At 74.7% G+C, this 11,575-nt stretch carries 8 protein-coding genes and 1 pseudogene; 7 read left to right on the top strand and 2 right to left on the bottom strand.

The annotated features are described in order from the left end of the window. Positions 1 to 8: 8 nt before the first annotated feature. Positions 9 to 545 carry a GNAT family N-acetyltransferase gene (locus ACI8AP_RS08305; RefSeq protein ID WP_456588863.1) on the top strand — a complete coding sequence of 179 codons (537 nt, stop codon included), beginning with the start codon at positions 9 to 11 and terminating at the stop codon, positions 543 to 545. Between the two features lie 3 nt (positions 546 to 548). Here the strand turns inward: ACI8AP_RS08305 and ACI8AP_RS08300 are convergent, their stop codons facing one another. Next, positions 549 to 1,679: a PQQ-dependent sugar dehydrogenase gene (locus tag ACI8AP_RS08300; RefSeq protein WP_456588862.1), complete on the bottom strand. Its 1,131-nt coding sequence runs from the start codon at positions 1,677 to 1,679 to the stop codon at positions 549 to 551. 73 nt (positions 1,680 to 1,752) lie between these two features. Here ACI8AP_RS08300 and ACI8AP_RS08295 point away from each other — a divergent pair, with 73 nt between their 5' ends. Beyond that, positions 1,753 to 2,697, top strand: a complete 945-nt coding sequence (locus ACI8AP_RS08295; RefSeq protein ID WP_456588861.1) for a 2-hydroxyacid dehydrogenase — start codon at positions 1,753 to 1,755, stop codon at positions 2,695 to 2,697. Here the strand turns inward: ACI8AP_RS08295 and ACI8AP_RS08290 are convergent. Then, positions 2,691 to 3,077, bottom strand: coding sequence for a PH domain-containing protein (locus ACI8AP_RS08290; RefSeq protein WP_456588860.1), 387 nt, complete (start codon positions 3,075 to 3,077; stop codon positions 2,691 to 2,693). The genes ACI8AP_RS08295 and ACI8AP_RS08290 overlap by 7 nt on opposite strands. Positions 3,078 to 3,140: 63 nt before the next feature. Here ACI8AP_RS08290 and ilvD point away from each other — a divergent pair, with 63 nt between their 5' ends. The 5 genes and pseudogenes from ilvD to ilvC form a co-directional block, all read left to right on the top strand. Continuing rightward, positions 3,141 to 4,865, top strand: coding sequence for a dihydroxy-acid dehydratase (gene ilvD / locus ACI8AP_RS08285; RefSeq protein ID WP_456588859.1), 1,725 nt, complete (start codon positions 3,141 to 3,143; stop codon positions 4,863 to 4,865). 71 nt (positions 4,866 to 4,936) lie between these two features. Further along, on the top strand, positions 4,937 to 7,750 hold the full coding sequence (locus tag ACI8AP_RS08280; RefSeq protein ID WP_456588858.1) for a putative bifunctional diguanylate cyclase/phosphodiesterase: 2,814 nt from the start codon (positions 4,937 to 4,939) through the stop codon (positions 7,748 to 7,750). A gap of 234 nt (positions 7,751 to 7,984) precedes the next feature. Continuing rightward, the gene (locus ACI8AP_RS08275) at positions 7,985 to 9,868 is read left to right on the top strand and encodes an acetolactate synthase large subunit (RefSeq protein ID WP_456588857.1); all 1,884 of its coding nucleotides are present in this window, start codon (positions 7,985 to 7,987) and stop codon (positions 9,866 to 9,868) included. A gap of 11 nt (positions 9,869 to 9,879) precedes the next feature. After that, positions 9,880 to 10,407 carry an acetolactate synthase small subunit gene (ilvN, locus tag ACI8AP_RS08270; protein WP_091933248.1) on the top strand — a complete coding sequence of 176 codons (528 nt, stop codon included), beginning with the start codon at positions 9,880 to 9,882 and terminating at the stop codon, positions 10,405 to 10,407. A gap of 82 nt (positions 10,408 to 10,489) precedes the next feature. Then, positions 10,490 to 11,536 (top strand): annotated as a pseudogene (gene ilvC, locus ACI8AP_RS08265) (ketol-acid reductoisomerase); the annotation flags it as partial. Positions 11,537 to 11,575 lie beyond the last annotated feature (39 nt).

Raw genomic sequence — 11,575 nt, 5'->3', positions numbered from 1 at the left:
TCTGCGGAGTGGAGCTGCCCGAGGTGGTGCTGCGGCCGCTGCGGCGGTCGGACCTCCCACTGCTGGCCCGATGGCTCGCCGAGCCTCTCGTGGCGCGGTGGTGGGACGACGACCCCGCAGCGGTGGAGGCGCAGTACGGGCCCAGCATCGACGGCACCGACGCCACCTCGGTGTACCTCGGCGTGCACGACGGCGAGCCGTTCGGGCTGGTGCAGGTCTACCGCTTCGACGGCGAGCCGGAGTCCCTCGCCGAGCTCAGCGCGGTGTGCCCCGTGCCGCCGGGGGCGCTGAGCATCGACTACCTGGTGGGGGAGCCGTCGGCCCGCGGCCGGGGGCTCGGTGCCGCGCTGATCGCGGCGGCCGTGGCGCGCGGCTTCGCCGACCACCCCGACGCACACGACGTCCTGGTGCCGGTGGTGGCGGCCAACGAGGCCTCCTGGCGGGCGCTGCGGCGGGCGGGCGCGACCTGGTACGCGGAGGGGGAGCTGACCCCGGACAACCCGATCGACTCCCGGCTGCACGTCGTCCACCGGTTCGTGCGCTGATCCCTACAGCGGCGAATTCGGCTGGCCGCCGGGGGGACGGATCCGCAGCACCTTGTCGTCGTCGTCGGCGGGGGTGCCGAGGCCGTCGCGGTTGGACGTCGTCACCCAGAGCGCGCCCTCGGGGTCGAGGACGACGGTGCGCAGCCGGCCGTAGCTGCCGACGAGCACCTCGTCGGCGGCCCCCTCGACCGGGACGCCGTTCTCGTCGAGCGTGATCACGTGCACCCGCTGCCCGTCGAGCGCGCCCAGGAACACCGTGCCGTTCGCCGCCGCGCAGCCGCCGAGACCGCCCTCCTCGGCCGGGATCGGCAGCAGGAGCGTGCCGACGCCCCCCTCCTGGACGACGTCGACCTCGTCGGGGCCCTGCCGTGACTCGTCGGTGGCGTAGAGCCGCTCGCCGTCCTGGCAGAGTGCCGTCACGTCGCGGTACCCCCGGCTGTGCACCGGGCTGCTCCCACCGACCGCGCGCCCGAAGACGTCGATGCGCAGCACCTTGCCGGCCAGCGAGTCCGGGTCGGCGGCGAGCGCCGGGTCCCCGGCGTCCCCGGTGCCGACGTAGAGGTGGCCGTCGGCTCCGGTGAGCAGGCCGCCGCCGTTGCCCGTCTCACCGCGCGGGATGCCGGTCAGCACCGGGTTCGGCGTCCCGCCGACGGGGAACCGCACGACGCGGTTGTCGGTCGCGGTGGTGACGTAGGCGAACAGCAGCCCGTCCTCCGCGAAGGTGGGGGAGAGGGCGAGGCCCAGGAGCCCGCCGTCACCACTGGTGTCCAGCTCCGGAACGGTCATGAGCTCCCGCGCCGGCGACCGGTCGGGGAAGACCTGCAGCAGGCGGCCGGTGTCCCGCTCGCCCACGATCGCCGACCCGTCGGGCAGCACGACCAGTCCCGTGGGCACGCTGAGCCCGGTGGCGACGACGTTGGGGTCGCCGACCTCCTCGCCCGAGCCCGGCTGGGCGGGGTCCGCCGGCGGCGGCAGGGTTGCCGGGGGCGGACCCACCTGGGGCGGGGGGGCTTCCGGCAGCGGCCGGAACGGGCCGGCGGGCTCGTAGCCGCCCCCGCCGCAGCCGGCCAGCAGCACTCCGGCGAGGAGTGCGGTGACCACCCGCGGCGCGCTCCGCGCCCTCCTCGGTCTCACCGGGCCCAGGGTACGTGCGGCGGATGCGCTGTCGGCGTGCGCGCGTGCGACCGGGGCTGGCTAGCGTGAGGCGGTGACGACGCTCGAGCTGACGGCCGACGAGACGCTGCACGTGCTGGTGCCCTCCCGGCGCCTGGCGGAGGTGGTGGAGGCGCTGTCGCCGCGGGTGCGGGCGCACCGGGTGACGCCGGCGGACGGCCCGCCCCGCGGCGAGCCCGCGCAGGCCCAGGTCTGGGTGGCCGGCGGTGGCTCCGCGCCGCCGCCGGACGGCTTCCTCGACGCGTTGCCGCGGCTGCGGCTGGTGCAGCTGACCAGCGCCGGGGCGGAGGGGTTCGCCGGGCGCATGCCCGAGGGCGTCGTGCTCTGCAACGCCCGGGGCGCGCACACCCCGGCGACCGCCGAATGGGTCGTGGCGGCGACTCTCGCTGCCCAGCGCGGGCTGCCGTTCTTCGTCCGTGAGCAGGAGGCCGGACGGTGGTCGTTCGCCACGCACCGGTCACTGGTCGGCGCGCGGGTGCTGGTCGTCGGCGCCGGCGACATCGCGCTCACGGTGGGCCGGATGCTCGCCGGCTTCGACGTGCGGCTGACCTACGTGGCCCGCCGCCCGCGCGAGGGCGTGCGCACGGTGGCCGAGCTGCCGGAGCTGCTGCCCGCAGCCGACGTCGTCGTGCTGCTCGTCCCCCTGACCCCGGAGACCACCGGGCTGGTCGACTCGCGCTTCCTGGCCGCCATGCCCGACGGTGCCCTGCTGGTGAACGCGGCGCGCGGGCCGGTCGTGGACACGGGGGCCCTGCTGGCCGAGCTCTCGTCCGGGCGACTGCGCGCGGCCCTCGACGTCACCGATCCCGAGCCGCTCCCGGCGGGCCACCCGCTGTGGGGTGCGGCGAACCTGCTGCTCACCCCGCACGTCGGCGGGGAGGTGCCGGCGACCCGTGAGCGGGCCACGGCGGCGGTCACCGAGCAGATCGGCCGGATCCTCGCGGGTCGGCCGCTGGCCAACGTCGTCGGCGACTACTGACCCACGGGGCGGGCGGAAGGATCGTCGAGGCGCCCGCCCGAGGCAGCGGCCAGGCGGGGCAGGTCACGCACCCGCAGCACCGGCAGCCGCACCTCGGTCGACCTCGTCGTCACCAGCCACAGCTCGCCCCGCCGGCCGAGACGGATGCCCGCCAGCTCGGGCCAGGGCACGGTCCGGGATCCCACGAGCGAGCGTGCGGTGATGCCGCGGTCGTCGACGTCGACGCCGGTCCGCAGGACCCAGGCGGCCACCGCCACCGGGACCAGCAGCAGCAGGAGGGTCCACGGGCTCACGAGGGCGGTGGGGAGGATGCCGAGGGCCAGCAGGATCACGGGCAGCAGCGCGCTCCGGTTCATCCGGAAGCGGGCAGGAGGGGTCACGGAGGGCGATCCTCCCACCCGCGCCCCCCGGTCGGTCCGGCGACGGGCCTACCATCGCCGCTCGTGACGATCGGCGAGGACCTCATCCCCGGAAACGAGCCAGCGAGCGCGACGCACAGCCCGCTCAAGCCCCGCAGCTACGAGGTGACCGACGGGCTGGCGAAGGCCCCGGCGCGCGCAATGCTGCGTGCGGTCGGGATGGGGGACGACGACTTCGCCAAGCCGCAGATCGGCGTCGCGTCCTCCTGGAACGAGATCACCCCGTGCAACCTGTCGCTGGACCGGCTGGCCAAGCGGGCCAAGGAGGGGGTGCACGCCGCCGGCGGCTTCCCGCTGGAGTTCGGCACCATCTCGGTCTCCGACGGCATCTCCATGGGCCACGAGGGCATGCGCGCCTCGCTGGTGTCCCGCGAGGTCATCGCCGACTCGGTCGAGACCGTCATGTTCGCCGAGCGGCTGGACGGCTCGGTGCTGCTGGCCGGCTGCGACAAGTCCCTGCCGGGCATGCTCATGGCCGCCGCGCGCCTGGACCTGGCCAGCGTCTTCCTCTACTCGGGCTCCACGATGCCGGGCAAGCTCGGTGACCGGGACCTGACGATCATCGACGTCTTCGAGGGCGTCGGGGCCTGCGCCCGCGGGCTGATCACCCAGGACGAGCTCGACGCGATCGAGCGGGCCGCCTGCCCCGGCCAGGGCTCGTGCGGGGGCATGTACACCGCCAACACGATGGCCAGCGTCGCCGAGGCCCTGGGCATGGCGCTGCCCGGCAGCGCCGCCCCGCCGGCCCCCGACAACCGGCGCGACGCATACGCGGTCGCCTCCGGTGAGGCGGTGGTCAACCTGCTGCGCAAGGGCATCACCGCGCGCCAGATCATGACGAAGAAGGCGTTCGAGAACGCGATCACCGTGGTCATGGCGCTCGGCGGCTCGACCAACGCCGTCCTGCACCTCATGGCGATCGCGCACGAGGCGCAGGTGGACCTCGAGCTCGAGGACTTCAACCGGATCGGCGACCGCACCCCGCTCCTGGCCGACGTCAAGCCCTTCGGCCGGTTCGTCATGACCGACGTCGACCGCGTCGGCGGGGTCCCGGTGGTCCTGCGCGCCCTCCTGGACGCCGGTCTGCTGCACGGCGACGTGCTCACCGTCACCGGGAAGACGATGGCCGAGAACCTGGCCGACATCGCCCCGCCGGACCCCGACGGCGCGATCATCCACGCGATGAACGACCCGATCCACGCGACCGGTGGGCTCTCGGTGCTCCGCGGTTCGCTGGCCCCCGAGGGCGCGGTCGTGAAGTCGGCCGGCTTCGACGCCGACGTGTTCGAGGGCACCGCCCGCGTGTTCGACGGCGAGCAGGGGGCCATGGACGCCGTCACCGAGGGCACGCTGCAGGCCGGCGACGTCGTCGTCATCCGCTACGAGGGCCCCCGGGGCGGCCCGGGCATGCGCGAGATGCTCGCGGTCACCGGCGCGATCAAGGGCGCCGGACTCGGCAAGGACGTCCTGCTGCTCACCGACGGCCGGTTCTCCGGCGGCACCACCGGCCTGTGCATCGGCCACGTCGCCCCGGAGGCGACCGACGGGGGCCCGATCGCCTTCGTGCGCGACGGCGACCGCATCCGGCTGGACCTGACGACCCGCACGCTGGACCTGCTGGTCGACGCCGACGAGCTGGCCCGCCGGGCCGAGGGCTGGGAGCCGCTGCCGCCGCGCTACACCACCGGCGTGCTCGGCAAGTACGCCAAGCTCGTCGGTTCGGCCGCCCAGGGCGCCATCTGCGGCTGACCCCCCCCCTTGGGGTGACCCCGGGACGGTGGCAGCTCCACCGCCCCGGGGTCCTTGCCGACCAGAGGGTCGTGGACTCCGACGCGCGGCGACGGGACGGCGGTGCGCCGTCGGTGCCCGAGCCGTTCGCGGCGCTCCCGTTCGCCGCGCCGCTGCGCACCTGCCCGATCGGCCTGCTGCCGTCGGCCGCGTCCGCGCGGGAGCGGCGGGAGTCGGTGTTCCTCTACGTCGCGCTCGCCGTGCTGGCGCTGTGCGGCGGTATCGCCCGGCCCGGCCTGGGTGCGGGCGCCGAACGCCTGCTGACCGTCCTCCTCGCGGGCGCAGCACTCGCCACCGCCCTCGTCGTCCGGAGGCACGCGGCCCGGCTGGACCCCGCCGCCCGCCGGCCGTGGCAGGCGGTGGCGGCGGCCGGCGTGCTGCTGGCCGCCGGCCGCCTCCTCGGCACCGTGGACGGCGCGCTGGTCCACGTCCCGCAGGTGCTCGCGCTGCCGCTCGGCCTCGCGGCCTGCCTCCTGCTGCTGCCGCGCCGGAGCGGGCGGGCCGGCGTGCGGGAGCTGCTCGACGGCGCCATCGTGCTGGTCGCGGTCGTGCTCCTCACCGGGCTCGTGCTCTCCCGGTCGGGCGTCCGCGGCGGCGGCGTCACCGGCGTGCTGCAGAACATGGGGTACCCCGCCGCGGGTGCGCTGCTGTGCGCGGTGGCGCTCGTGGTCGTCACCCGGGCGCCCGCGTCCCGCCGGCGCCCGGCGGTGTGGCTGCTGGTCGCGGCGGTGGGGACGGCGGTCCTCGGGGTCGCGCCCGCCTTGGCCCATGTGCTGGGGGAGCGGCCCGCGGACCTGCTGGTCAGCATCGCCTGGTCGGGGATGCTCGCCGCCGGCGTCCGCGCCGTGGACACCGACCCCGGGCGGCTCCCCGCGCAGGGCAGGGATGCCGACGGCCTGCCGCTGTTCGGCCTGGCCGTCAGCCACGCGTCGGCCTACGGGGTCGCCGGCGTGGTCATCGTGGTGCTGAGCGCCGGGCACGTGTTCACCCGGCTCGAGCAGGTGGCGATCGGGTTGCTCATGGTCTGCACCTCGATCCGCAGCCTGCTGTGGGTGGTCGACGGTGGGCGGCTCACCCGCCGGCTGCTGCAGACCGAGGCCTACTTCCGCGCGCTGGCCGCCAGCGCCGAGGACGTCACCGTGGTGCTGGACGGCGGCGGCCGGGTCCGCTGGGTCTCCGGCGCGGCCGACGGTCAGCTCGGGTGGCCCGAGCGGGAGCTCACCGGTCGCCTGCTGGCCGACCTGGTCGACCCCGACGACCACGTGGTGCTCGAGGACGTGCTCGGCGGACGGGTGCCGGCGGACCCCGCCGCACTGCCGCCGACCGTGCGGCTGCGCACCCGCGGCGGGGACCGGCGCGACGTCGAGCTCGCCGGTGCCGCGCGGGCCGGGGTGCCGGGGACCGGGCTGCGGGAGGGCCTGGTCCTCCACCTGCGCGACGTCACCGCTCGCCGGACCACCCAGCGGGAGCTGGAGCGCATGGCCTACACCGACTACCTGACCGGGCTGCCCAACCGCGCCCGGTTCCTCGCCGCCCTGGAGGACGCGCGGGTACGCGCCGCCGAGGGGCACGCGGGCTGCGTGCTGCTGGTCGACCTCGACGGCTTCAAGGCCGTCAACGACGTCGCCGGGCACGAGGCCGGCGACCAGCTGCTCGTCCAGGTGGCCGACCAGCTGCGCGACGGCGCCCGCGCGCAGGACCTCGTCGCCCGCCTCGGCGGGGACGAGTTCGCGCTGCTGGTGCCCGGGGGGCTCGGAGAGGCGACCGGGCTCGCCGAGCGGCTGGTCGTGGCGCTGGACCGACCGTTCCGTGCGCCGTCGGCCGACGGGCAGGGCAGCGGCCCGCGGTTCGCCGTCTCGGGGAGCATCGGCCTGGCCGAGCTCGATCCCGTCGCCGACGCGTCGGACACCGTCCGGCAGGCCGATCTCGCCCTGCGGGCGGCCAAGGCTGCGGGCAAGCGCTGCGTGCGCTCCTCGGGCGAGGCGATCGACGCGGCGCTGGTCCGCCGCACCCGGCTGGCCCGGGACCTGCCCACGGCGCTCGCCGAGGGCCAGCTGCGCGTGCTGTACCAGCCCGTCGTCGGGGTGCACGACCGCCGGGTGCTCGGGCTGGAGGCGCTCGTGCGCTGGGAGCACCCGCTCCTGGGCACCGTGCCGCCGGACGAGTTCATCCCGCTGGCCGAGGAGGACGGGCTGATCGTGCCGCTCCAGCGCTGGGTGCTCGGGGTGGCGACGGAGCACGCGGCCGTGCTCCTGGCCGACGGCTGGGACGTGCAGATGGGCGTGAACGTCTCGGTGCGCCACCTGCAGGCCGGCTGCCTGGCACCGGACGTGGCCGCCGCGCTCACCGCCGCCCAGCTGCCCGCCGGCAAGCTGGTCCTGGAGATCACCGAGTCCGTGCTGCTGGACGTGCACGAAGGGGTGCTCGGCGACCTCGAGACGCTCCGCGGCATGGGCGTCGTCCTCTCCCTGGACGACTTCGGGCGGGGGTGGTCCTCGCTGGCCTACCTGGCGCGGTTGCCGGTGCAGATCCTGAAGATGGACCGCGAGTTCGTGGCCGGCATCGAGACCGGTCCCCGGGGGCGCGTGCTCGTGGCCGCCGTCGTGGAGCTCGGCCGCACGCTCGGCATGGACGTCGTCGCGGAGGGCGTGGAGACCGAGGCGCAGATGGCCCACCTGCAGGCCATGGACTGCCGCTACCTGCAGGGCTACCTCTTCGGGCGGCCGATGCCGTTCGCGGAACTGCGGGCGCTGCTCGCCTCGTTCGACGACTCCATCCTCGACGCGGCCGAGCCGGGACCGCCGAATCTGGACGCCGGTGTCCACCTGGTGGGACGCGGCGGTTGACGCAGGGGCGTCGGCAGGCGCACAGTGTCCCCGTGCCTCGCACCCTCATGCTCGCCGACGCCCGCACCCTCGGCGTCCTCGTACTCGCCTAGCGCGTCCGGTCACCGACCGACGCGCTGACCCTTCGTGCCCGGGGCACGAGGGGTTTTTTGTTGGCCGTGATCCGCCGCACAGCGAGCACGCCGCCCGTCGCACCAGCCCGCACCACGCCGCAAGGCACAGGAGATCCGCGCGATGACCAGCACCCCGAACGAGGCCCCCCACTCCGAGGCCGCCACCCGCGAGGCCGCCGCCGCGCTGACCGGCGTCGAGACCACGGCCCGCTCCGTGGCCGAGGCCGCCGCCCAGCCGGCCACCGGCATCACCGGCGCGCAGAGCCTCGTCCGGTCCCTCGAGGCGGTCGGCGTCGACGTCGTCTTCGGCATCCCCGGCGGGGCGATCCTCCCGGCGTACGACCCGCTGTTCGACTCGCACGTCCACCACGTCCTCGTCCGGCACGAGCAGGGCGCCGGGCACGCGGCCACCGGGTACGCCCAGGCCACCGGCCGGGTCGGCGTCTGCATGGCCACCTCCGGCCCCGGCGCCACCAACCTGGTGACCCCGCTCGCCGACGCCTACATGGACTCGGTCCCGATCGTGGCGATCACCGGCCAGGTCCCGAGCGCGGCCATCGGCACCGACGCCTTCCAGGAGGCGGACATCCGCGGCATCACGATGCCGGTGACCAAGCACAACTTCCTGGTGACGACGGCGGAGGAGATCCCGCAGCGCATCGCCGAGGCGTTCCACCTCGCCTCCACCGGCCGCCCCGGCCCCGTCCTGGTCGACATCCCCAAGGACGTCCTGCAGGCGACCACCGACTTCACCTGGCCGCCCCGGCTCGACCTCCCGGGCTACAAGCCGACGACGCGCCCGCACGGCAAGCAGGTCCGCGAGGCGGCCGGCCTGATCGCCGGCGCCCGTCGCCCGGTCCTCTACGTCGGCGGCGGGGTGCTCAAGGCGCAGGCGACCGCGGAGCTGGCCGAGCTCGCCGAGCTGACCGGCGCCCCCGTCGTCACCACCCTGATGGCCCGGGGGGCGTTCCCCGACAGCAGCCCCCAGCACCTGGGCATGCCGGGCATGCACGGCACGGTCGCGGCGGTGACCGCCCTGCAGAAGTCCGACGTGATCGTGGCGCTCGGGGCGCGGTTCGACGACCGGGTGACCGGCGAGCTCTCCAGCTTCGCGCCCGGCGCCCTGGTCGTCCACGCAGACATCGACCCCGCCGAGATCGGCAAGAACCGCAAGGCCGACGTGCCGATCGTGGGCGACGCCAAGGAGACCATCGCGCAGCTGGTCGAGGCCCTGCGCGCCGAGCACGCGGCCGGCCGCACGCCGGACCTGGCGGCGTGGTGGGCGCAGCTCGACGACTGGCGCGAGCGCTACCCGCTCGGCTACGACTGGCCCGAGGACGGCGCGCTGTCGCCGCAGTACGTCATCGAGCGGCTGGGTGCGATCGCCGGTCCGGACGCGATCTACACCTCCGGCGTCGGCCAGCACCAGATGTGGGCGGCCCAGTTCATCAGCTACGAGAAGCCGGGCACGTGGCTCAACAGCGGCGGCCTCGGGACCATGGGCTACGCCGTCCCGGCGGCGATGGGCGCCAAGTACGGCTGCCCCGACACGACCGTGTGGGCCATCGACGGCGACGGCTGCTTCCAGATGACCAACCAGGAGCTCGCCACCTGCGCCATCGAGGGCATCCCGGTGAAGGTCGCCGTCATCAACAACGGCAACCTCGGCATGGTCCGGCAGTGGCAGACCCTGTTCTACGAGGGTCGCTACTCCAACACGAGGCTGCACGCGCGCAACCCCGACGGCACCCCCAAGCCGGTGCGCATCCCCGACTTCGTCGCCCTGGCGGAGGCGCTGGGCTGCGTCGGGCTGCGGTGCGAGAGCAAGGACGACGTCGACGCCGTCATCGAGAAGGCCATGGCCATCAACGACGCGCCGGTGGTCATCGACTTCGTCGTCGGGGCCGACGCCCAGGTGTGGCCGATGGTCGCCGCCGGCGCCAGCAACGACGCGATCCTGGCCGCGCGCGACCTGCGCCCGGTCTTCGGCGACGGCCAGGTCTGAGGAGCGCACCCATGTCCCGTCACACACTGTCGGTCCTCGTCGAGAACAAGTCGGGTGTGCTGGCCCGCGTCTCGGCGCTGTTCAGCCGTCGCGGCTTCAACATCGAGTCCCTCGCCGTCGGGCCGACCGAGAACCCCGACCTGTCCCGCATGACGATCGTCGTGGACGCGGAGAGCCAGCCGCTCGAGCAGATCACCAAGCAGCTGAACAAGCTGATCGAGATCATCAAGATCGTCGAGCTGGACGGCGAGGCCGCCGTGCAGCGCGAGCTGCTGCTCGTGAAGGTGCGCGCGCCGATGGCCGAGCGCACCCAGGTGCTGCAGACCGCCGAGCTGTTCCGCGCCCGCGTCGTCGACGTCAACCCCGACACGGTGACCCTCGAGGCCACCGGGACGCCCGACAAGCTCCAGGCCCTGCTGGCCGTGCTCGCCCCCCTCGGGATCAAGGAGATGGCCCAGTCGGGGACCGTCGCCCTGGGCCGGGGGCCGCGGGCGATGTCCGGCGCCGGTACCTTGCGCCCGGTCGAGCGCACCGCCTGAGCAAGGACCCCGTCGCCCCCCACGACGCGCTCCGCACGCCGCGGGCCCCTGCGACGGGGCCGTTCCAGCACGTCACCTACCGAAGGGAACAACCACCAGCATGGCCGCCGAGATCTTCTACGACGACGACGCCGACCTCTCGATCATCCAGGGGCGGACCGTCGCCGTCCTGGGCTACGGCAGCCAGGGGCACGCCCACGCGCTGTCGCTGCGCGACTCCGGCGTCGACGTCCGCGTCGGCCTGCCCGAGGGGTCCAAGAGCCGGGCGAAGGCCGAGGCCGAGGGGCTGCGGGTGGTCACGCCCGCCGAGGCGGCCGCCGAGGCCGACCTGATCATGATCCTGGCGCCGGACCACGTGCAGCGGCACCTCTACGCCGAGTCGGTGGAGCCCAACCTGCAGGACGGCGACGCGCTGTTCTTCGGCCACGGCTTCAACATCCGGTTCGGGTACATCAAGCCCCCGGCCGGTGTCGACGTCGCGATGGTCGCCCCGAAGGGCCCCGGCCACCTGGTGCGCCGCGAGTTCGAGAACGGCAAGGGCGTGCCCTGCCTGATCGCCGTGGAACAGGACGCCAGCGGCAGCGCGCAGGCGCTCGCGCTCTCGTACGCGAAGGGGATCGGGGGCACCCGCGCCGGCGTCATCAAGACCACCTTCGCCGAGGAGACCGAGACCGACCTGTTCGGTGAGCAGGCCGTCCTGTGCGGTGGCGCCAGCGCGCTGATCACCGCCGGGTTCGAGACGCTGACCGAGGCCGGCTACCAGCCGGAGGTCGCCTACTTCGAGTGCCTGCACGAGCTGAAGCTGATCGTCGACCTCATGTACGAGGGCGGCATCGCCAAGCAGCGCTGGTCGGTGTCCGACACCGCCGAGTACGGCGACTACACCTCCGGGCCCAAGGTCATCGACGCCCGGGTCAAGGAGTCGATGAAGGAGGTCCTCGGCGCGATCAAGGACGGCTCCTGGGCCGCGGCCTTCATCGCCGACCAGGACGCCGGCGCGCCCGACTTCAAGGCCAAGCGGGCCGCCGCCGAGGCGCACCCGATCGAGGAGACCGGGCGCAAGCTGCGTGGGCTGATGAGCTGGGTCTCGGCGTCCGACGACTACACCGGTACGGCCGCCCGCAACTGATCCGGGCCGCACGACGACCACGGCCCCCGCTGCGCACGC

The organism is Blastococcus sp. SYSU DS1021 (assembly GCF_054050995.1).
Note: the sequence above shows the minus strand (reverse complement) of the source record. Positions and strands in the feature narration are given on the sequence as shown.

Coding starts and splice junctions, on each gene's coding strand:
- ACI8AP_RS08275 (WP_456588857.1), top strand. CDS start 7,985: ATGACCAGCACCCCGAACGAGGCCCCCCACTCCGAGGCCGCCACCCGC.
- ilvN (WP_091933248.1), top strand. CDS start 9,880: ATGTCCCGTCACACACTGTCGGTCCTCGTCGAGAACAAGTCGGGTGTG.